The organism is Citrobacter sp. RHB35-C17 (genome assembly GCF_013816795.1).
Lineage (GTDB): Bacteria > Pseudomonadota > Gammaproteobacteria > Enterobacterales > Enterobacteriaceae > Citrobacter_A > Citrobacter_A amalonaticus.
This window is the reverse complement of the sequence record NZ_CP057150.1, coordinates 2,790,231-2,811,436: the sequence shown is the minus strand read 5'-3', so window position 1 is coordinate 2,811,436 and position 21,206 is coordinate 2,790,231. Positions and strand designations below refer to the sequence as shown.

23 protein-coding genes, 2 tRNA genes and 1 riboswitch are annotated in these 21,206 nt (G+C 56.5%); of the genes, 23 read left to right on the top strand and 2 right to left on the bottom strand.

Going from position 1 to position 21,206, the window contains the following annotated elements; all coding sequences use genetic code 11:
* The first annotated feature begins 192 nt into the window (after positions 1-192).
* The 22 genes from pocR to ldtA all read left to right on the top strand — a co-directional run bounded on the left by pocR (position 193) and on the right by ldtA (position 19,222).
* The gene (pocR, locus tag HVZ37_RS13410; protein WP_043000240.1) at positions 193-1,110 is read left to right on the top strand and encodes a regulatory protein PocR; all 918 of its coding nucleotides are present in this window, start codon (positions 193-195) and stop codon (positions 1,108-1,110) included.
* Between the two features lie 302 nt (positions 1,111-1,412).
* Positions 1,413-1,588: riboswitch (cobalamin riboswitch) on the top strand.
* 88 nt (positions 1,589-1,676) lie between these two features.
* Entirely contained in the window at positions 1,677-3,056 is a 1,380-nt protein-coding gene (locus HVZ37_RS13405; RefSeq protein ID WP_181627588.1) for a cobyrinate a,c-diamide synthase, read from the top strand.
* The gene (gene cbiB, locus HVZ37_RS13400) at positions 3,053-4,012 is read left to right on the top strand and encodes an adenosylcobinamide-phosphate synthase CbiB (protein WP_181627587.1); all 960 of its coding nucleotides are present in this window, start codon (positions 3,053-3,055) and stop codon (positions 4,010-4,012) included. The genes HVZ37_RS13405 and cbiB overlap by 4 nt, the downstream gene beginning before the upstream one ends.
* Positions 4,013-4,024: 12 nt before the next feature.
* Positions 4,025-4,657 (top strand): cobalt-precorrin-8 methylmutase, encoded by a 633-nt coding sequence (locus HVZ37_RS13395; protein ID WP_043000243.1) that lies wholly within the window; start codon positions 4,025-4,027, stop codon positions 4,655-4,657.
* Positions 4,654-5,793 carry a cobalt-precorrin-5B (C(1))-methyltransferase CbiD gene (gene cbiD / locus HVZ37_RS13390; RefSeq protein WP_043000244.1) on the top strand — a complete coding sequence of 380 codons (1,140 nt, stop codon included), beginning with the start codon at positions 4,654-4,656 and terminating at the stop codon, positions 5,791-5,793. Before HVZ37_RS13395 ends, cbiD begins: the two co-directional genes overlap by 4 nt.
* Positions 5,787-6,392, top strand: a complete 606-nt coding sequence (locus tag HVZ37_RS13385) for a cobalt-precorrin-7 (C(5))-methyltransferase (protein WP_181627586.1) — start codon at positions 5,787-5,789, stop codon at positions 6,390-6,392. The genes cbiD and HVZ37_RS13385 overlap by 7 nt, the downstream gene beginning before the upstream one ends.
* Entirely contained in the window at positions 6,382-6,951 is a 570-nt protein-coding gene (locus tag HVZ37_RS13380; protein ID WP_043000246.1) for a decarboxylating cobalt-precorrin-6B (C(15))-methyltransferase, read from the top strand. The genes HVZ37_RS13385 and HVZ37_RS13380 overlap by 11 nt, the downstream gene beginning before the upstream one ends.
* The gene (locus HVZ37_RS13375) at positions 6,944-7,717 is read left to right on the top strand and encodes a cobalt-precorrin-4 methyltransferase (RefSeq protein ID WP_044257572.1); all 774 of its coding nucleotides are present in this window, start codon (positions 6,944-6,946) and stop codon (positions 7,715-7,717) included. The genes HVZ37_RS13380 and HVZ37_RS13375 overlap by 8 nt, the downstream gene beginning before the upstream one ends.
* Complete coding sequence (gene cbiG, locus HVZ37_RS13370) at positions 7,698-8,753, top strand: cobalt-precorrin 5A hydrolase (RefSeq protein WP_044326738.1); 1,056 nt, start codon at positions 7,698-7,700, stop codon at positions 8,751-8,753. Before HVZ37_RS13375 ends, cbiG begins: the two co-directional genes overlap by 20 nt.
* On the top strand, positions 8,753-9,478 hold the full coding sequence (locus tag HVZ37_RS13365; RefSeq protein WP_042318211.1) for a precorrin-3B C(17)-methyltransferase: 726 nt from the start codon (positions 8,753-8,755) through the stop codon (positions 9,476-9,478). Before cbiG ends, HVZ37_RS13365 begins: the two co-directional genes overlap by 1 nt.
* Entirely contained in the window at positions 9,475-10,260 is a 786-nt protein-coding gene (locus HVZ37_RS13360; RefSeq protein ID WP_044257574.1) for a cobalt-precorrin-6A reductase, read from the top strand. The genes HVZ37_RS13365 and HVZ37_RS13360 overlap by 4 nt, the downstream gene beginning before the upstream one ends.
* Positions 10,261-10,271: 11 nt before the next feature.
* Positions 10,272-11,066 (top strand): sirohydrochlorin cobaltochelatase, encoded by a 795-nt coding sequence (locus HVZ37_RS13355; protein WP_044266787.1) that lies wholly within the window; start codon positions 10,272-10,274, stop codon positions 11,064-11,066.
* Positions 11,063-11,776, top strand: a complete 714-nt coding sequence (locus tag HVZ37_RS13350; protein ID WP_181627585.1) for a cobalt-factor II C(20)-methyltransferase — start codon at positions 11,063-11,065, stop codon at positions 11,774-11,776. Before HVZ37_RS13355 ends, HVZ37_RS13350 begins: the two co-directional genes overlap by 4 nt.
* Positions 11,773-12,510, top strand: coding sequence for a cobalt ECF transporter S component CbiM (cbiM, locus tag HVZ37_RS13345; protein ID WP_042318216.1), 738 nt, complete (start codon positions 11,773-11,775; stop codon positions 12,508-12,510). The genes HVZ37_RS13350 and cbiM overlap by 4 nt, the downstream gene beginning before the upstream one ends.
* 1 nt (position 12,511) lies before the next feature.
* A complete protein-coding gene (locus tag HVZ37_RS13340; RefSeq protein ID WP_043000254.1) occupies positions 12,512-12,793 on the top strand; it encodes an energy-coupling factor ABC transporter substrate-binding protein in 282 nt (93 codons plus the stop codon).
* On the top strand, positions 12,780-13,457 hold the full coding sequence (locus tag HVZ37_RS13335) for an energy-coupling factor ABC transporter transmembrane protein (RefSeq protein ID WP_043000255.1): 678 nt from the start codon (positions 12,780-12,782) through the stop codon (positions 13,455-13,457). Before HVZ37_RS13340 ends, HVZ37_RS13335 begins: the two co-directional genes overlap by 14 nt.
* Before the next feature lie 8 nt (positions 13,458-13,465).
* The gene (locus HVZ37_RS13330; RefSeq protein WP_043000256.1) at positions 13,466-14,281 is read left to right on the top strand and encodes an energy-coupling factor ABC transporter ATP-binding protein; all 816 of its coding nucleotides are present in this window, start codon (positions 13,466-13,468) and stop codon (positions 14,279-14,281) included.
* Entirely contained in the window at positions 14,278-15,798 is a 1,521-nt protein-coding gene (locus HVZ37_RS13325; protein WP_054176323.1) for a cobyric acid synthase, read from the top strand. Before HVZ37_RS13330 ends, HVZ37_RS13325 begins: the two co-directional genes overlap by 4 nt.
* Positions 15,795-16,340: a bifunctional adenosylcobinamide kinase/adenosylcobinamide-phosphate guanylyltransferase gene (gene cobU / locus HVZ37_RS13320; protein ID WP_043000258.1), complete on the top strand. Its 546-nt coding sequence runs from the start codon at positions 15,795-15,797 to the stop codon at positions 16,338-16,340. The genes HVZ37_RS13325 and cobU overlap by 4 nt, the downstream gene beginning before the upstream one ends.
* Positions 16,337-17,080: an adenosylcobinamide-GDP ribazoletransferase gene (gene cobS, locus HVZ37_RS13315; RefSeq protein WP_044257577.1), complete on the top strand. Its 744-nt coding sequence runs from the start codon at positions 16,337-16,339 to the stop codon at positions 17,078-17,080. The genes cobU and cobS overlap by 4 nt, the downstream gene beginning before the upstream one ends.
* Positions 17,081-17,105: 25 nt before the next feature.
* A complete protein-coding gene (cobT, locus tag HVZ37_RS13310) occupies positions 17,106-18,170 on the top strand; it encodes a nicotinate-nucleotide--dimethylbenzimidazole phosphoribosyltransferase (RefSeq protein WP_043000260.1) in 1,065 nt (354 codons plus the stop codon).
* Positions 18,171-18,289: 119 nt separating this feature from the next.
* Positions 18,290-19,222, top strand: a complete 933-nt coding sequence (ldtA, locus tag HVZ37_RS13305) for a L,D-transpeptidase (RefSeq protein WP_090049505.1) — start codon at positions 18,290-18,292, stop codon at positions 19,220-19,222.
* A 60-nt stretch (positions 19,223-19,282) separates the two neighbouring features.
* Here the strand turns inward: ldtA and HVZ37_RS13300 are convergent.
* Both HVZ37_RS13300 and HVZ37_RS13295 read right to left on the bottom strand, forming a co-directional pair.
* Positions 19,283-19,358: transfer RNA gene (locus HVZ37_RS13300), tRNA-Asn, on the bottom strand.
* Between the two features lie 99 nt (positions 19,359-19,457).
* Positions 19,458-20,945 carry an EmmdR/YeeO family multidrug/toxin efflux MATE transporter gene (locus HVZ37_RS13295; RefSeq protein WP_044266802.1) on the bottom strand — a complete coding sequence of 496 codons (1,488 nt, stop codon included), beginning with the start codon at positions 20,943-20,945 and terminating at the stop codon, positions 19,458-19,460.
* A gap of 160 nt (positions 20,946-21,105) precedes the next feature.
* On the opposite strand from HVZ37_RS13295, the gene HVZ37_RS13290 reads away from it, so the two are divergent.
* A tRNA-Asn gene (locus HVZ37_RS13290) sits at positions 21,106-21,181 on the top strand.
* Positions 21,182-21,206 lie beyond the last annotated feature (25 nt).

The window sequence follows — 21,206 nt, the reverse complement described above, 5'->3', positions numbered from 1 at the left end:
CTAATATCACGTCTTTAATTTCTTTTTCGTGATCTGCTTTCACGAACTGACTAAAAAGTCTCCCCACCCAGGGAGACTTTTGTTATTGTCCCTTGTACTTTCTGTCATTTACATACAAGGATGGGGATGATAAGAAGTAAATGTAAAATTTATGTTTTCATTATAACAATGGATTAACTGAGGGATTTTATCATGATTTCTGCGAGCACCCTGAACTCAGAACTCATTAATAAAATCGCACAGGATTTTGCGCAAGCGACCAGCCTGGCTGTTGTGGTTGTCAATATTCACGGTGATGAGATTTCTGAGCTGTTTAATTTCACACCTTTTTGCCAACTGATGCGTCAGCATCCGCAACACAGTACCCGGTGTCGTATGAGCGATCGCTGTGGGGGACTGGAAGCGTCAAAATCGGATCAACCCTGTATCTATCGCTGCCATGCCGGGCTTACCGATTTCTCTATTCCTCTCGTGATCGCAGGCCATCTTGTTGGATTCGTTCTGTGCGGCCAGGTGCGTTTACGTAACGATGATGGTGCCGATCTGCTCGATATCATGAAGGTTGACGATCGCTGGCAGGCCGATCCTGAACTGCTCAATGAGTTCAGTAATGTCCCGGAAATGGACTATTCTCGCGTGATGGCCTCGGCGGATCTGCTCAAACTCATTGTTGAAAACTGCCTCAAGAAGCAACTCAATTTCGTGGTGATCAAAGACAGCACGCAACCTGCTGAGCCTTCACGCCCGACCCGCGCCGCCAGCCCTCATGACAGCAAAATGAAAAAAGCGTTACGCTATATTGATGCCCACTTGTCAGACGATCTTCGCCTTGAAGATGTGGCCTCGCATGTTTACCTGAGCCCGTACTACTTCAGCAAACTGTTCAAAAAATATCAGGGTATTGGTTTTAACGCGTGGGTCAATCAACAGCGCATGGCCAGTGCCAGAGAGCTGCTTTGTCACAGTGACTGGAGCATTGCCAGTATTGCCCGCAATTTAGGTTTTTCGCAAACCAGCTATTTTTGCAAAGTGTTCCGTCAGACTTATCAGGTTACGCCGCAGGCCTATCGGCAAAAAATAAATGAAAACTTGCCTGCTGAATCGGCATAAATAGCAATATTTTGCTATTGCCGATTTTTGATATTCCCGCGTAATCCGGTCATTTATAATGGTTAAGTGTTTTTAGTACAGCAATAAATTGTCATAGCGCAATAAAATATCGCTCTTTACGGAATAAACTTCACCAGTTTTTATTTCTGTGATGAGATACAGTGTCATTGTTAAGAGGTTTCATTATTCTCTTGCACGACATTTCATTCAGAATCGTTTTATTGCGGCGTTTTTTGTTGATAAAAAATGCGTAACGAATAAGTAACGAAAAGTATTGTTGTGATGAGGAGAATTCATTCTGTTCATCATTTAAGCCGACAGGTTTGACACATTTGTGTCTGGGAAGGGGGTGAAAATCCCCCGCAGCCCCCGCTGCTGTGATGCTGACAACCCCGTGAAGACCACTGATCGCAAGATTGGGAAGGACGGGCGAGGACGACGCTAAGCCAGAAGACCAGCCTGTCGGATACTACCAACAACTTCGGTGGGAAGTGGGTTGCTCAGATGCGTACAGTCGGAAGACTGGGTGTCAGTACATCCCTACCACCCTGAACAGGATCAGGGTCATGGCGGCAAAGCAGTACGCGTTTGTTCTGGCAGGTACCGGTAGCGGCTGTGGTAAAACCACAGTGACGCTGGGCTTGCTGAACGTGATGAAACAACGTGGTTTACGCGTCCAGCCCTGCAAAGTCGGCCCTGATTACCTTGACACCGCCTGGCATACGGCCATCAGCGGTACCGCCTCCCGTAATCTCGACAGTTTCATGCTCCCCGAGCCGGTGCTTAATGCGCTGTTCCGCGAACAGATGCAGGATGCAGATATTGCAGTGATCGAAGGGGTGATGGGGCTGTACGACGGTTACGGTACAGATCCTGATTATTGCAGTACCGCCGCGATGGCAAAACAGTTGGGCTGTCCGGTCATTCTGCTGGTTGACGGGAAAGCCGTTTCTACTTCCATTGCCGCCACGGTGATGGGCTTCCAGCATTTCGACCCGACGCTGAACATTGCCGGCGTCATCGTTAACCGCGTCAACAGTGAGTCCCATTTCCAGTTGCTGAAAACCGCTATCGAGCACTACTGCGCTGTGCCGGTGCTGGGTTACGTCCCGCGCGTTGACGGCGTCGCGCTACCCGAACGGCATCTGGGACTGGTGACCGCGCGTGAGTCCGTCGTCAATCAACAATCGTGGCAGGATTTCGCCGCCCGGCTGGAAAGCACGCTGGATATCGATCGGTTGCTGGCGTTAAGCCACCTTCAGGCATTGCCGCCAGGCGAATGGCCTGAACGTCCTGCGCCCAACGCCGGAGAAGGGCTGACGCTGGCGATGGCTGATGATGAGGCCTTTAATTTTTATTATCCCGATAACGTGGCGCTGCTGGCGCGTACCGGCGTCAACATTGTGCGCTTCAGCCCGCTCCACGATTGCAAATTACCCGATTGTCAAATGGTCTGGCTGGGCGGCGGTTATCCGGAACTGCACGCGTCCGCGCTGGCGGCCAATACTACTATGCTGACAAGCCTGCACGAGGCGCATCAGCGCGGTGTCGCCATTTATGCCGAATGCGGCGGATTGATGTACCTCGGCAGCCTGCTGGAAGATGCCGACGGGGTTGAGCATCGCATGGCCGATATCCTTCCCGGTCGCAGCAAAATGGGTAAACGGCTAACCCGCTTTGGCTATTGTGAAGCGCAGGCTTTGCAGCCCACGTTGCTGGCCGCGGAAGGCGATGTGCTGCGCGGTCATGAATTCCATTACTCCGATTTTTCCCCTGAAACCCCCGCTGTGCTGGCTTGCCGTAAAGTCCGTGACGGTCAGACGGTACAGGCGTGGTCCGGTGGCTGGCGAACGGGCAACACCTTCGCCAGCTACCTGCACGTTCACTTTGCTCAGCGTCCATTAATGCTTAATCACTGGCTGAATGCCGCGCGGGAGGCGTTATGACGCTACTGGCATGGTGTGTGGCCTGGCTTCTCGATGTCGTGATTGGCGACCCACCAGACTGGCCGCATCCGGTGCGCTGGATAGGCAATCTGATCACTACCGTGCAGCGGATTATCCGCCGCTACTGCCACAGCGACCGGGCGTTACGCATTGGTGGTGGGGTGATGTGGCTGGTGGTTGTCGGCTTGACGTGGGCGGTTGCCTGGGGCGTGTTACACCTGGCGGCGTGGATTCATCCATGGCTCGGTTGGGGCGTTGAAGTCTGGATGATTTTCACCGTGCTGGCGGGGCGCTGTCTGGCAACGGCGGCGCAAGAGGTTGAGCGCCCGCTGCGCGAAGGTAACCTTGCACAAAGCCGCGAAAAGCTCTCGTGGATTGTGGGGCGCGACACATCGCAACTTCAGCCAGAACAGATCAACCGGGCGGTCGTGGAAACCGTGGCGGAGAATACGGTTGACGGCATTATCGCGCCGCTGTTCTTCCTCTTAATTGGCGGCACGCCGATGGCGATGGCCTACAAAGCGGTGAACACCCTGGATTCCATGGTGGGTTATAAACACGAAAAATACCGGGCGATTGGCATGGTCAGTGCTCGCCTGGACGACGTCGCGAACTACATTCCTGCACGGCTGAGCTGGCTGCTGCTGAGCGCGGCAGCGGTGTTGTGCCGTCGTGACGGCGCCCGGGCGCTCTGTGTGGGCTGGCGGGATCGCTATAACCACAGCAGCCCGAACTGTGCCTGGGCGGAGGCTTCCGTTGCCGGTGCGTTGGGCATTCGACTGGGCGGCCCGAATGATTACTTTGGCGAGCGCGTTGAAAAACCGTGGATCGGCGACGCGCAGCGCACTATTTCCATAGATGACATTTCCCAAACGATTCGACTGATGTGGGTTGCCTCAACGCTGGCTCTGGTGCTGTTCCTTGTGACGCGCTGGCTGGTAGTGGGTGTGGCCTGAGGATAAATGACAATGCAATACATCCAGCAACCCCAGGCGATTGAAGCCAAAAGTTTTGACATCATTGGCGAGATCATTCATGAAACGCGCCCGGAGTACCAGTTTGCCAGTCCGCTACATGAAGCCATCATCAAACGGGTGATTCATACCACCGCTGACTTCGACTGGCTGGATATTCTCTGGTTTTCGGATGATGCGCTGGAACAACTTTGTGCAGCGCTAAGTCGCCCATCGGTTATCTATACCGACACCACCATGGCGCTGTCGGGGATCAATAAAACCCTGCTGGCGAAGACGGGGGGCGAGTGTCGCTGCTATATCAGCGATCCGCGCGTGGTAGCGCAAGCGAAAGCGCAGGGTATCACTCGTTCAATGGCGGCTGTCGACATTGCCGTGACGGAAGAAGGCGAAAAAGTGTTTGTCTTTGGCAACGCGCCCACTGCGCTGTTTCGCCTGTTGGAAAAAGATGTAGCGGTAAGCGGCGTCGTCGGCGTGCCGGTGGGATTTGTCGGCGCGGCGGAATCCAAAGAGGCGCTGACGCACAGCCAGTTGCCCGCCATTGCCGCCCTCGGACGCAAAGGCGGCAGTAACGTTGCGGCGGCGATCGTGAACGCCATGCTGTATTACATGCAGGGGGCGCGATGAGCGATCAGTCTTTCGACGCGCCCGTCTGGCATAACGGCAAAGCGCTGCGCAAAGGTTATACCACTGGATCGTGCGCCACGGCGGCGGCAAAAGTCGCCGCGCTGATGGTGTTGCGTCAGCATCTGATCCATCAGGTATCGATTGTCACACCTTCCGGCGTCACTCTGTGTCTGAACGTGGAATCTCCACACATTGAAGGACAGCAGGCCATTGCCGCGATCCGTAAAGATGGTGGCGATGATGTCGACGCCACCCACGGGATGTTGATTTTCGCCCGCGTCACGCTGAATGACAGCGGTGAAATTGTCCTGTCCGGGGGCGAAGGCGTCGGCACCGTCACCCGCAAGGGGATTGGTCTGCCTGTCGGCAGCGCGGCAATTAATCGCACCCCGCGTCACACCATTGAGTCCGCCGTGCGTGAGGCGATAGGCCCGGTACGCGGGGCGGAAATCGAAATATTTGCCCCGGAAGGCGAAGAACGAGCGCAAAAAACCTACAACTCGCGTCTCGGTATTCTTGGCGGAATTTCCATTATTGGCACCACCGGTATTGTGACCCCCATGTCCGAAGAGAGCTGGAAGCGGTCGTTATCGCTGGAGCTGGAAATCAAACGTGCCGCCGGACTGGAGCGGGTAGTTCTGGTGCCGGGTAATCATGGTGAGCGTTTCGTCCGCGAACAGATGGGAATCGATACCAACGTGGTGGTCACCATGAGCAACTTTGTCGGCTACATGATTGAAGAGGCGGTGCGGCTGGGATTTCGCCAGGTCGTGCTCGTCGGTCATCCTGGGAAATTGATCAAAATTGCTGCCGGGATCTTCCATACCCACAGCCACATAGCCGATGCGCGAATGGAAACGCTGGTGGCGCATCTGGCGCTGCTCGGCGCGCCGCGGGAGTTGCTGACGCTGGTAAGCGATTGCGACACCACTGAAGCGGCAATGGAGCACATCGACGCGTTCGGCTTTCAGCACCTCTACAACCATCTTGCTGAACGCATCTGTCAGCGCGTGATGCAGATGCTGCGCTTTACCAAAACCCCGCCGACCTGCGACGCGATCATGTTTTCGTTTGATAACCAGGTTCTGGGTAGCAACCGCCCCGTCGACGCTATCGCCCGGGAGATGCAATGCTGACGGTCGTGGGGATGGGGCCAGCCGGTCTGCACCTGATGACGCCGGCGGCGCGCGCGGCGGTTGATGAGGCCGATGTGCTGGTCGGCGGTAAGCGCCATTTGCAGCAGTTCCCGGACTTTCGCGGCGAGCAGTTTGCGCTGGGCGCCAACATTCCCGAAATGCTGGCATGGATTGCGGCGCATCAGGATAAGCGGGTGGTGGTTCTGGCTTCCGGCGATCCGCTGTTTTACGGCATCGGTACGCGGATGGTGGCGCATTTTGGCGTTGCGCAGGTACGCATCATTCCAGGTATCAGCGCGGTGCAGTATCTGTGCGCGCAGTCGGGAATCGACATGAATGACATGTGGCTCACCAGTAGCCACGGGCGCAGCGTCTGTTTCGATACGCTGGCGCAGCATAACAAGGTGGCAATGGTCACCGACGGTCAGTGCGGGCCGCGTGACATTGCTGCACAACTGGTTGCACGAGGAAAGGGCGATCGCTGGATGGTGATTGGTGAAAACCTGGCGATGGAAAACGAACGGATCCACTGGCTGCGCGTCAGCGAGGTCCATGCCGAATATGAGATGAATGCAGTGGTGATCCTTGATGAAAGATGAGCTTTTCCTGCGCGGTGAGAAGGTGCCGATGACCAAAGAAGCGGTACGTGCGCTCGCTCTCGCAAAACTTGAACTGCACCGGGCCAGTCACCTGATTGATATCGGGGCCGGAACCGGCAGTGTGTCCATCGAAGCCGCGCTACAGTTTCCGTCGCTACACATTACGGCTATCGAGCGCAATCCGGCGGCGCTGCGTTTACTCGACGAAAACCGTCAGCATTTCGCCTGCGCGAATATCGATATTCTGCCGGGTGAAGCGCCAATGATGATGACCGAGAAAGCCGATGCCGTCTTTATGGGTGGCAGTGGGGGACATCTAACGGAACTGATCGACTGGTCTATGCGCCAGTTGCACGTTGGTGGACGCCTGGTGATGACCTTCATCCTACAGGAAAACCTCAACACCGCGCTGGCACATTTGCAACAGCGCGGTGTGCAGGACGTGGACTGCCTGCAAATGCAGATTTCGTCGTTGACCACGCTGGGTGCGGGTCACTATTTCAAACCGAACAACCCCGTTTTTGTCATCGCCTGCCAGAAGGAAGAACGCCATGTCTGAGACATTTGATCCCCGTTGTGTGTGGTTTGTCGGCGCAGGTCCGGGTGACCGGGAGCTGATTACGCTTAAGGGTTACCGGCTGTTGCAACAGGCGCAGGTGGTGATTTATGCCGGATCGCTGATTAACACTGAGTTGCTGGAGTATTGTCCGGCGGACGCAGAGTGCCACGACAGTGCGGAACTGCATCTTGAGCAAATCCTCACCCTGATGGAAGAGGGGGTGAAGGCCGGAAAAACGGTAGTGCGCCTGCAAACCGGCGACGTGTCGCTGTATGGCTCGGTGCGCGAACAGGGGGAAGAGCTGACCAAACGTGGTATCCCCTGGCAGGTGGTGCCGGGGGTCAGCGCTTTCCTCGGCGCGGCGGCGGAACTGGGGGTTGAGTACACCGTGCCGGAAGTCTCGCAAAGCCTGATTATTACGCGACTCGAAGGTCGCACGCCGGTGCCAGAACGTGAACAACTGGAATCGTTCGCCAGCCACCAGACCTCAATGGCAATTTATCTCTCCGTCCAGCGTATCAACCGGGTTGCGGAACGGTTGATTGAGGGCGGTTACCCGGCGACCACACCGGTGGCCGTGATCTACAAAGCGACCTGGCCGGAAAGTCAAACCGTGCGTGGCACGCTGGCGGATATCGCCGATAAAGTGCGCGACGCCGGGATCCGCAAAACGGCGCTCATCCTGGTCGGGAATTTCCTCGGAGATGAGTATCACTACTCCAGACTCTATGCCGCGGACTTTAGCCATGAATACCGTAAAGCCTGAATCAATCGCGCTGTTTTGCCTGACGCCCGGCGGTGTAATGCTGGCTAAACGGCTGGCAGCGATGTTACCGCTGACCTGTTTTACCAGTGAAAAATTGCTGGAGGACGGTTTCTTACCGTTCGACGGCGGGTTCGCCCACGCCGCGCGCGACGCGTTTTCGAACTATTCCGCGCTGATTTTTATCGGGGCGACCGGCATCGCGGTGCGCGTGCTGGCCCCGCTGGTGAATGACAAGTTCAGCGATCCGGCGGTGGTGGTGATCGACGAGCGCGGCCAGCATGTGATCAGCCTGCTTTCCGGCCATGCGGGCGGCGCGAACGCGCTGACCCGTTATCTCGCCGGCATGCTGGGCGCCGATCCGGTGATTACCACTGCCACCGATGTCAATGAGATGGCGGCACTGGACACCCTCGCGTTTCAGCTCAACGCCCGTATGACCGACTTTCGCACCGCAGTAAAAGCGGTGAATCAGATGCTGGTGAGCAACCAGCGCGTGGGACTGTGGTGGGATGAAGAACTGGATGAAGACGTCCGCCACTGCGATCGCCGTGGGTTCATTACCGTTACCGATCTCCAGCAGTTGCCTGAACTGGATGCGCTGGTGTGCGTCACGTTACGTAACGAATTGCCGGATATTCCGGTTCAACACTGGAAACTGGTGCCACAACGGGTGGTCGCTGGCATTGGCTGTCGTCGCGATACGCCGTTCCCACTACTGGCTGCGCTGCTGGCGCGTCAGCTTGAAGCGCAGCGCTTTGATCCGCTGGCGCTGAAAGCCATCGGCAGCGTGTCGCTCAAGAAAGACGAAGAGGGGCTGATCCAACTTGCCTCCTGCTGGCGTGTGCCGTTTGAAACCTTTACCGCTGACGCGCTGCGTGAGCATGAACATCACTTTCCGGCTTCGCCGTTTGTTCGCCAGACGGTCGGCGTCGGAAGCGTCTCGGGTCCGGCAGCATGGCTGCTGAGTCATGGGCAATTGACCGGCGAAACCTTGCGTGAGCAGGGCGTCACTATCACTTTGGGAGTTTCACACTGATGTTAACCGTAATCGGAATCGGCCCCGGCTCACAGGCCATGATGACCATGGAAGCCGTTGAGGCCCTGCAGGCGGCAGAAATTATTGTGGGTTACAAAACCTACACTCACCTCGTCAAAGCGTTTACCGGTGACAAGCAGGTGATCAAAACCGGCATGTGCAAAGAGATCGAGCGCTGCCATGCGGCGATTGAACTGGCGCAGGCCGGACACAACGTGGCGCTGATCAGCAGCGGTGACGCCGGTATTTACGGCATGGCGGGGCTGGTGCTGGAGCTGGTCAGCAAACAGAAACTGGACGTTGAAGTGCGCCTGATCCCGGGGATGACTGCCAGTATCGCGGCGGCGTCGCTGCTCGGCGCACCGCTGATGCACGATTTTTGTCACATCAGTTTAAGCGATTTACTTACGCCGTGGCCGGTTATCGAAAAACGTATTATCGCCGCCGGAGAAGCGGACTTCGTCATCTGCTTCTACAACCCGCGCAGCCGGGGCCGTGAGGGACATCTGGCGCGCGCATTTGAACTGCTTTCCGCCAGTAAGAGCGGGCAAACGCCGGTGGGAGTGGTGAAATCTGCCGGGCGTAAAAAGCAGGAAAAATGGCTGACTACGCTGGGCGAGATGGATTTTGAACCGGTGGATATGACCAGTCTGGTGATCGTCGGTAACAAAGCGACTTATGTGCAGGACGGTCTGATGATCACGCCACGAGGTTATGTGCTGTGAGTTTTGGTGAGGTTCTGGTCATGGGCGGCACCAGCGATGCCCGTGCGCTGTGCCAGCAACTGGATGCCGCCAATGTGGCTTACACCCTGTCGGTGGCGACGCCGACCGGGAAACAACTGGCTGGCGATATCAAGGGGCAGGTGCGCTGTGGTCGGCTCGAGCAGGATGAAATGGTGAACTGGCTGAAGGAGAACGGAACGCGATGGGTGATCGATGCTTCGCACCCGTATGCCGAAGTGGTGAGCCGCAATATTCTGTGCGCCTGCGAGCGGGCTGGCGTGCTGCTGAGCCGCTACCAGCGCCCGGAACAGCTTAGTGAACTGACGCATCCGCTGCTCTTCACTGTACAGAGCATTGCCGAGGCGTGTGACGTTGCACGACGTTTTGGCGAGCGCGTACTGCTGACCACCGGAAGTAAAGATCTGGCGCTGTGGCGCGCGGGGTTGCCGGAAAAAACGCTGCTCGCCCGCGTGTTGCCCGTCCCCGAGGTGATTCAACAGTGCGCCGATCTGGGCTTTGGCGTAGGCGAGACGTTCGCGCTGTGCGGGCCGTTCAGCGCTGAATTTAACGCTGCGTTTTATCGTCAGTGTCAGGCTGACGTCGTGATAACCAAGGCTTCTGGCGCAGAGGGCGGTTATCAGGAAAAGGTTCAACCCTGTCTGGATGCAGGCATTCCCTGCATCGTGATTACCCGCCCGGCGCCGCTGGTGACGGGAGATGAGTTACTGGAAAGTCAGGCCGCATTTGCGCAACGTTTGGCGCGCTGGCTGGCCGCTGCTTAAGGAATCAGAAAATGAAAAAAGCGCTTCTGGTGGTTAGCTTTGGCACCAGCTATCACGATACCTGCGAGAAGAACATTGTGGCCTGCGAGCGCGATCTGGCCGCCAGCTGTCCTGACCGCACCCTGTTCCGTGCCTTTACCTCTGGAATGATTATTCGCAAGCTCAAACAGCGTGATGGTATTGAGATAGATACCCCGCTGCAGGCGCTGCAAAAGCTTGCTGATCAGGGATATCAGGATGTGGCGATTCAGTCGCTGCACATCATTAACGGCGACGAATATGAAAAAATTGTCCGTGAAGTGCAGACTCTGCGTCCGCTGTTTGCCCGCCTGACGCTGGGCGTTCCGCTGTTGAGCAGCCATGACGATTACGCGCAGTTAATGCTCGCCCTGAAACAGCAGATGCCTGTCCCCGCCGCCAATGAGAAGGTGGTATTCATGGGGCACGGCGCCAGCCATCACGCGTTTGCCGCTTATGCCTGCCTCGACCACATGATGATGGCGCAGGGCTTCCCGGCGCGCGTCGGCGCGGTGGAGAGCTATCCGGAAGTCGATATTCTGATTGAGAGCCTGAGCAAAGAGGGGGTCAAAGCCGTCCATCTGATGCCGCTGATGCTGGTGGCAGGGGATCACGCCATCAATGATATGGCTTCGGACGACGATGATTCGTGGAAAACGCTGTTTACGGCGGCGGGGATCACGGCAACGCCGTGGCTGAACGGTCTTGGCGAAAATCCGGCGGTGCGGGCGATGTTCGTCGCGCATTTGCAACAAGCGCTGAGCGTGGCGATGGAGGAAGCGGCATGAGCGGCAAACTGTACGCCCTGAGCACTGGCCCGGGAGCAGCCGATCTGATTACCGTTCGCGCCTCACGTATTCTGGGTTCACTGGATATTCTCTATGCCCCGGCGGGACGTAAGGGTGGCGACAGCCTCGCGCTTTCCATCGTGCGGGAGTACATTGGCACGAACACAGATATTCGTTGCTGCCATTTCCCCATGAGCGCAGACAGCGCGGAAAAAGAGGCGGTCTGGGATGAAGTGGCCGCGGCGTTGGTTAAGGAAGTGGAGGCAGGCAAACAGGTGGGATTTATCACCCTGGGTGACGCCATGTTGTTCAGCACCTGGGTCTTTTTACTACAGCGCATCGGGTGTCCTGACTGGCTGGAGATCGTGCCTGGCGTGACGTCGTTTGCCGCCATTGCCGCCCGATCCAAAACGCCGCTGGCGATGGAACAGCAGTCGCTGGCGGTGATCTCCTGTACCGCACCGGAAGCGGAGATCGCCCAGGCGCTACGTCAACACGACAGTCTGGTACTGATGAAGGTCTATGGTCGCTTTGCGCGGATTAAAGCGCTGCTGGATCAGGCCGGATTACTGGATTGTGCACTGATGATGTCCGAGGCCACGCTCCCTGGAGAGCAGTGCTGGCGGCATCTCAACGAGGTCAGCGACGATCAGCCGTTGCCTTATTTCTCGACCATCCTGGTCAACAAACAGTGGGAGTATGCAGAATGAAACTCGAACAACAGCTGAAACAGCTGTCATTCAGTGGTCTGGCTGCGGCGCTATTGCTGATGATTGTGCCGGAGCAGGCGTTCGCCATGCACATCATGGAGGGATTTTTACCGCCGATGTGGGCGCTGGCCTGGTGGTTGCTGTTTTTACCGTGCCTGTGGTACGGACTGGTGCGCCTGCGACATATCGTGATGGATGACAGCCATCAGAAAGTGCTACTGGCGCTGTGCGGGGCGTTTATTTTTGTGCTGTCGGCACTGAAGATCCCGTCGGTTACCGGTAGCTGCTCACATCCGACAGGCGTCGGGCTGGCGGTGATCCTGTTTGGTCCGGGCGTGGTGGCTGTTCTCGGCGCTATCGTACTGCTGTTCCAGGCGCTGCTGCTGGCGCACGGTGGCTTGACCACCCTGGGCGCTAACGGCATGTCGATGGCGGTGATTGGCCCGGTTGTCGGCTATATGGTGTGGAAGATGGCCTGTCGCGCCGGGATCCGTCGTGATGTTGGCGTCTTCCTCTGCGCCATGCTGGCGGATCTGGTGACTTACTTTGTGACATCTGTACAGCTTGGCGTGGCCTTCCCGGATCCCGAAGCGGGTGCGACAGGGTCTGTCGTCAAGTTTATGGGGATTTTCTGCCTGACGCAGATCCCGATTGCTATCGCCGAAGGCTTGCTGACCGTGATGATCTACGACCAGCTGACGAAACGGCAACTGATAACCGCGCAAGGACATTAACATGAAAAAGACGCTGATATTGTTAGCCATGGTGATTGCTTTGGTCGTGTTGCCGTTCTTTATCAATCACGGTGGTGAATACGGTGGCTCGGACGGTGAAGCGGAAAGCCAGATTCAGGTGGTTGCTCCGCATTATGAGCCGTGGTTCCAGCCGCTGTATGAACCGGCGAGCGGGGAAATTGAAAGCCTGTTGTTTACGTTGCAAGGCTCGCTCGGCGCGGCGGTGATTTTCTATATTCTGGGCTACACCAAAGGCAGACAACGCCGTGATGACCGGGCTTGATCGACTGAGCTATCAGAGCCGCTGGTTTCACGTCGCACCAGAGCGTAAGTTCCTGTTCTGGCTGCTGCTGATGACTCTGGCGTTTACCCTGCCCGCCTGGGGGCAGGGTATCGAGCTGGCGCTGATTGCCGGGCTGACCTGCTGGCTGCTGCGCATCTCCCTGCGCCGTTGGTGTCGCTGGATGGCGCTGCCGTTTGGTTTTCTGGTGGTGGGGGTGGTGACGATTCTGTTCAGCGTCAGCCGCGACCCACAAACGCTGTTGGTCAGTTTTCCGCTTGGCAGTTACTGGCTGGGGGTCACGGCGTCTGGGCTGCACACCGCGAACGAGACGTTCTGGCGGAGTCTGGCCGCGCTGGCCGCCACATTCTGGCTGGTGCTTAACCTGCCGTTTCCGCAGCTGATTTTACTGCTCAAACGTGCGCGGATACCGCGTCTGCTGACGGAACAGATCCTGCTGACCTGGCGCTTTATTTTTATTCTGTTAGATGAAGCGATGGCGATTCATCGCGCGCAGACGCTGCGTTTTGGCTATCGTAGTTTGCCGATTGGCTATCGCTCGCTGGCGATGCTGGTGGGCGTTTTGTTTACCCGGGTGCTGATTCGCTATCAGCAAATGGCGGCGACGTTAGATATCAAATTGTATCAGGGCGATTTTCACCTGTAAGGAAAAGCATGCTTGCCACCACCGAACTCTGGTTTCGTTATCAGGATGCGCAGGTACTTAAAGGGCTGACGCTGGATTTTTCACAGCATGCCGTCACCGGACTGGTGGGAGCCAACGGCTGTGGGAAATCCACCCTATTTATGAATCTGAGCGGATTACTGCGACCGCAACAGGGCGCGGTATTGTGGCAGGGAAAACCGCTGGACTACAGTAAGCGTGGCCTGCTGGCGCTGCGTCAGCAGGTCGCGACGGTGTTTCAGGATCCCGATCAGCAAATTTTCTACACCGATATCGACAGCGATATCGCCTTCAGCCTGCGCAATCTTGGCGTGGAGGAGGGAGAAATTGCCCGACGAGTCGACGAGGCGTTGACGCTGGTAGATGCGCAACATTTTCGCCAGCAGCCGATTCAGTGCTTAAGCCACGGACAAAAGAAGCGGGTGGCCATCGCCGGTGCGCTGGTGCTACGGGCAAAATACCTGTTACTGGATGAACCCACGGCGGGGCTTGATCCTTCAGGACGTAGCCAGATGATCGACATCATCAAACGGATTGTGGCGCAGGGAAATCACGTGGTGATCTCCAGCCATGATATTGATCTGATTTATGAAGTCAGCAATGCCGTCTACGTTTTACGTCATGGCGAAGTGCTGGCGCACGGTGAGCCGGGTGAGGTTTTTGCCCGTACAGAACTGATTGAAGAGGCCGGGTTAACGCAACCCTGGCTGGTGAAACTGCACGCAGAGCTAGGTATGCCGCTGTGCAAAACCGAAGATGAATTTTTCCGTTGTATGCGACAACGCGCAATCAAGGAGGCGTCATGACGCAGGCCATTATGTTGCAGGGAACGGCGTCTGACGTCGGCAAGAGTGTTCTGGTGGCGGGACTGTGCCGCATTTTTTATCAGGATGGTCGGCGGACCGCACCGTTTAAGTCGCAGAATATGGCGCTTAACTCCGGCATCACGCCGGAGGGGAAAGAGATGGGCCGCGCGCAGATTTTCCAGGCAGAAGCGGCGGGCATTGTGCCAGATGTCCGCATGAATCCGGTGCTGTTGAAACCGACCAGCGATCGCAAGGCGCAGGTGGTGCTGATGGGACAGGTGGCGACCGATATGGATGCGGTCAGCTATCACGAATACAAGCCGCGTCTACGCGAGCAGATCCTTTCCGTTTACACCAGTCTGGCGCAGGAGTTTGATGTACTGGTGCTGGAAGGGGCGGGTAGTCCGGCGGAGATCAACCTGCGTGACCGCGACATCGTCAATATGGGGATGGCCGAGATGGCGCAATGCCCGGTGATCCTGGTCGCCGATATCGATCGCGGCGGGGTGTTTGCCTCAATCTACGGTACGCTGGCGCTGCTGCATGAACACGAGCGTGCGCGGGTGAAAGGGGTGATCATCAATAAGTTTCGTGGTGATGTGGCGTTGCTTAATCCCGGTATTGAGCAGATTGAAAGCCTGACCGGCGTTCCCGTGCTGGGCGTGATGCCGTGGCTGGATGTCGATCTCGAAGATGAAGATGGCGTGGCGCTGCAAAAAGGGAAATACCTGCGCACGGAAAAACGCGACATTAACATTGCCGTGGTGCAGATCCCGCATATCTCCAATTTCACCGATTTTAACGCGCTGGCCGCGCAGCCCGATGTGCGCGTGCGCTATGTGCGTCATCCGCAAGAACTGGCGGACGTTGACCTGGTGATCCTGCCGGGCAGTAAAAATACGCTCGGCGATTTGGTGTGGCTACGTGAAAGCGGCATGGCCCACGCGGTGTTGCAGGCGCACCAACAAAACATCCCCATTGTCGGGATCTGTGGTGGCTACCAGATGTTGGGCGAGACCATTATCGATGAGGTCGAGTCAGGGCTGGGAACGCTACCGGGTCTGGGGCTGCTCGATACGGTAACGCATTTTGCCCAGCGGAAAACCACAACCCAGGTAACGGCGACGATGTCGTCGACACTGCCGGACTGGTTGTCTGCGGCGTCCGGGTTGCCAGTGCGCGGCTATGAAATTCACATGGGCGAAACGACGCTGAACGGCGATTGCCAGTCGGTGATGCAACTGCAGAAGCACGGCGAAAACGTCGCGGATGGTGCCGTCACCGCCGACGGACGAGCGTTTGGGACTTATCTGCATGGCTTGTTCGACAGTGATGATTTTACGCGAGCGCTGGTCAATGGCCTGCGCGTGCGTAAGGGGCTGACTCCCCTGGATCCCACCTTCCAATACGCGCAATATAAATCGCAGCAGTTTGATCTGCTGGCGGATGCGATGCGGCAACACATCGATATTGAGAAAATTTATACCATCATGCAGCAACATCGGGAGTCAGTATGATGATTCTGGTCACTGGCGGCGCACGCAGCGGTAAGAGTCGTCATGCCGAAGCCCTGATCGCTGATTTCCCGCAGGTGCTGTACATCGCGACATCGCAGATTTTTGATGACGAAATGGCAGCGCGCATTCAGCATCATCGTGATGGACGTCCAGCGCACTGGCGTACCGCCGAGCGCTGGCAGCATCTTGATGCGCTGATCACTGCGGATAACGCGCCGGATGAAGCCATTCTACTGGAGTGCATCACCACCATGGTCACTAACCTGCTGTTTGCTTTGGGCGGCGACAGTGACCCCGATAGCTGGGATTACGCCGCGCTGGAAACGGCGATTGAGGCGGAGATCCAGACGCTGATCGCGGCCTGTCAGCGATGTCCGGCCAGGGTGGTGCTAGTGACCAACGAAGTCGGGATGGGGATCGTGCCGGAAAACCGTCTGGCGCGGCACTTTCGGGATATCGCCGGGCGTGTGAATCAGCGTCTGGCGGCAGCGGCGGATGAGGTCTGGCTGGTGGTATCTGGTATTGGAGTCAAAATTAAATGAGTAAGTTGTTCTGGGCAATGCTCTCTTTTATTACGCGTTTGCCCGTTCCGGGTCGCTGGTCGCAGGGACTGGAATTCGATCAGTATTCTCGCGGTATTGTGACTTTCCCGCTCATCGGTCTGCTACTCGGCGCGTTGAGTGGGCTGGTGTTTATGCTCTTTCAGCCCTGGTGCGGCGCACCACTGGCGGCGCTCTTTACCGTGTTAGCGCTGGCGCTGATGACCGGGGGCTTTCACCTCGACGGTCTGGCTGATACCTGCGATGGCGTTTTCTCCGCCCGCAGCCGCGAACGTATGCTGGAGATTATGCGCGACAGCCGACTGGGAACGCACGGCGGTCTGGCGCTCATTTTTGTCTTGCTGGCGAAAGTGCTGGTGATCAGTGAACTGTCGCTACGCGGCACTCCTGTGCTGGCCGCGCTGGCAGCCGCCTGTGCCGTTGGGCGTGGGACAGCCGTGTTGTTGATGTATCGCCACCGCTACGCCCGTGAAGAGGGATTAGGCAACGTGTTTATCGGTCATGTCACCGGGACGCAAACCTGTTTTACCCTTGGTCTGGCCGCGATTCTGGCGGCGGTTCTGTTGCCTGGAATGCAGGGGGTGGCGGCACTGGTCGTGACGATGGTGTCTGTCTTCCTGCTGGGACAACTGTTAAAACGGACGTTGGGTGGGCAAACCGGCGATACGCTGGGTGCGGCAATAGAACTTGGCGAGTTGATATTCCTGCTGGCTCTGCTGTGAGTCAGCCAACACAATGAGAACGCATATGCAAACGTTAACCTCTTTACTCCGCGAAATTCCGCCGCCAGACCGTGGCGCGATGACACGCGCGCAACAGCATATTGATGGCCTGCTTAAACCGCCCGGTAGCCTGGGTCGGCTGGAGGCGCTGGCGGTACAGCTGGCCGGTATGCCAGGTCTACACGGTGTACCGCGTGTCGGTGAAAAAGCGATACTGGTGATGTGCGCCGATCACGGTGTCTGGGATGAAGGGGTTGCCGTTTCGCCTAAAGTGGTGACCGCAATTCAGGCGGCAAATATGACGCGCGGCACGACGGGCGTTTGTGTGCTTGCTGCTCATGCCGGTGCAAAGGTTCATGTGATCGACGTGGGGATTGATGCTGAACTCATTCCCGGCGTAGTGAACATGCGCGTCGCACGAGGGTGTGGAAACATCGCCACTGGCCCAGCGATGAGCCGTACGCAGGCGGAAGAGCTACTGCTGGAAGTCATTCGCTACACACGCGAACAGGCGCAGCGCGGCGTGACGCTGTTTGGCGTTGGCGAGTTGGGGATGGCGAATACCACGCCTGCTGCGGCGATTGTTAGCGTCCTGACAGGCAGTGAGGCTGAAGCGGTGGTGGGAATTGGCGCTAACCTGCCGCTTTCCCGTGTAGGCAATAAAGTGGAGGTGGTTCGCCGGGCGATTGCCGTCAACCAGCCCAATCCGCATGATGGGGTGGATGTGCTGGCGAAAGTCGGTGGATTTGACCTGGTGGGCATGGCGGGAGTTATCCTGGGCGCCGCGTCCTGCGGTTTACCGGTGTTGCTGGATGGCTTCCTGTCCTATTCCGCTGCGCTGGCCGCCTGTCAGATTGCGCCGGAGATCAAACCGTATCTGATCCCATCACATTTCTCCGCCGAAAAGGGCGCACGGATTGCGCTGGAGCACCTGGAGCTTGAGCCTTATCTCAACATGGGAATGCGCCTGGGGGAGGGGAGCGGTGCTGCACTGGCGATGCCGATTGTGGAAGCGGCCTGCGCGATGTACAGCAACATGGGAGAACTGGCGGCCAGCAATATCGTGCTGCCGGATGGCAAAGAAGCGTAATAAAGTGACCTTGCCTGGCCGGTAAACCGCGCAGTTTGCTGGTCAGCGTGAGAGAAGAGGTTAATCGCCTTTAAAAACGCTATAATTTGCCCACATCTGCCGCGACTGAGGAAAGGGAAATGTTGCCTCGTGTAAAATTGTTTTGTTCATTATTTATGCTGCTTGCAAGCCAGAGCGCGCTGGCTGTCAGCTATCCACTGCCACCTGAAGGAAGTCGTCTGGTTGGAAATCCGCTGACGATTACCGTTCCCGACAAGAATACGCAACCGCTTGAAGCATTTGCCGCTCAGTATGGGCAGGGGCTGAGTAATATGCTGGAAGCGAATCCGGATGTGGATGTGTTCCTTCCGAAGTCGGGTTCAACGCTGATTGTGCCGCAGCAAATCATTCTGCCTGCTACCGTTCGTCAGGGCATTGTTGTGAACGTGGCGGAGATGCGTCTTTACTACTATCCAAACGGCAGCAACACGGTTGAGATTTTCCCGATTGGTATTGGCCAGGCAGGACGAGAAACGCCGCGTAACTGGGTGACGAGAGTCGAGCGTAAGCAAGAGGCGCCGAGCTGGACGCCGACGGCGAATACCCGCCGTGAATACGCAAGCAGAGGAGAAAGCCTGCCCGCCTTCGTTCCTGCGGGGCCGGATAACCCGATGGGGCTGTACGCCATCTATATCGGCAAGCTGTACGCTATTCATGGCACCAACGCAAATTTCGGCATTGGTCTGCGCGTGAGCCAGGGCTGCATTCGTTTACGCAATGATGATATCGAACATCTTTTCCAGAACGTGCCCGTCGGCACCCGCGTGCAGATTATCGATCAGCCGGTGAAAACCACGACGGAACCTGACGGTAGTCGCTGGATAGAAGTGCATGAACCACTGTCCCGCAACCGCGCGGAATATGAATCTGACAGAAAAGTCCCGCTGCCGATCACACCTGTGATGCGTAGCTTTATGAGCGCTGAGGGTGTGGATACGAACCGTGTCAGCGAAGCGCTCGAACGCCGTTCGGGGATGCCCGTCAACATCAGCCACGGACAAACCCGCATTTAATGACGCCGGAATGGTGTTCTGAAAAGCAAAAAGCCCGCTAAAAAGCGGGCTTCTTAAATCTGGCTCCTCTGACTGGACTCGAACCAGTGACATACGGATTAACAGTCCGCCGTTCTACCGACTGAACTACAGAGGAATCGTGTGAACGGGGCGCATATTAGCGACGCCCACTGCCGTTGTCAAAGCCTGAATGCACCATCGCGATCGTTTGTCGAAATATTCCTCATTTCGTTGTTTATTCAGACGCAACGGGTGATTTTGTCAGCTTTTGATGTTCCGGGCGCGGGTATTTCCATAGCCAACGTCCGCTAACCATGCGCCAGTAAAACAGCGCTGCACGTACCGCCCAGTCGAAGAACATTCCCATCCAGACCCCGACAACACCCCAGCCAAGTACAATCCCCAGCGTATAACCAGCAACCACTCGACAGCCCCACATTCCCAGCATCGATACCCACATGGCAAAACGTGCATCGCGCGCGCCTTTAAACCCTGAAGGTAAAACCCAGGAAGCAGCCCAGATCGGCATAAACGCCGCGTTGAGCCAAATCAGGATGACAACCACGTCTTTTACCTCCTGATCGCGGGTGTAAAACGAGGCCATCAGCCCGGCAAACGGCGCGCTCAGCCAGGCAATCGCGGTCAGGCCAATCGTGGAAAGCCAGAACACGTGGCGCAATTGAATCTCCGCCTGGGCAATCTGTCCGTTTCCAAGACGTCTTCCGGTAATAATGGTGGATGCCGACCCCAGCGCGTTTCCTGGTAGGTTAATTAGCGCGGCAATGGAGAATGCGATGAAATTACCGGCAATGACGCTGGTGCCCATCCCGGCGACAAACATCTGCGTTAATAACTTGCCGCCGTTGAACAGTACCGATTCAATGCTGGCCGGGATACCAATCCCCATCACTTCCCAGATAATGGCGAAGTTCAGCGGTTTAAAATAACTTTTCAGCGGAATGCGCAGCGCCGGGTTAAAGCCAATCATCAGCACCCAGATAATGGCAACCGCGCCGATATAGCGCGAAATAGTCAGGCCCAGTCCTGCGCCGACAAAGCCGAGCCCTTGCCAGGAAAAAACACCGTAAATCAGGATGCTACTGATAATGATATTAAGGATATTCATCCCACCATTTATCAGCAGCGGAATTTTCGTATTGCCCGCGCCGCGCAACGCGCCGCTACCAATCAGAGCAATCGCGGCGGCAGGATAACTAAGGACCGTTAATTCCAGGTAAGTCAGCGCCAGCGCCTTCACTTCCGCTGTCGCTTCGCCTGCCACTACATTGATAATCTGCGCGCCAAAGTAATGAATCACCGCCGCCAGGATCACGGCAAACAGCGTCATAATCACCAGAGATTGTCGGGCCGCAGCACGGGCGCGTCGGCGGTCACGTTTACCGAGGCTAAAGGCCACCACCACCGTCGTCCCCAGATCGATAGCGGCAAAAAAGGCCATAATTACCATGTTGAAGCTGTCAGCGAGACCGACGCCCGCCATCGCTTCTTTACCCAACCAACTGACCAGGAACGTACTGAGTACGCCCATCAGCAAAACGCAGGTATTCTCCAGAAAAATAGGCACAGCAAGTGGGGTAATTTCGCGCCAGAAAAGTACCTTATAGCTCTTGCGTTTGGCATACCAGGGCGTGCGGGTGACGGCCTGACGTAGGGCAGCGGAGACGTTCAAAATGGACCTTAGAGAAGAAAGTTGAAACCTCATTTCAAATGATGAGGGAGAAACGGAAAAGCTGCAAAGTTTTTTGCCGATTAAATCTCCGCAATTGCAACAAATTGTTGAGAGAAGCGCCAATTAACCGTGCATGTCTGAAATGGGGTTTGACAAAAGATTTTTCGCCGCTAAGATAAGCCTCCACAACGATTCCTCTGTAGTTCAGTCGGTAGAACGGCGGACTGTTAATCCGTATGTCACTGGTTCGAGTCCAGTCAGAGGAGCCAAATTTAAAAAGCCCGCTTTTTAGCG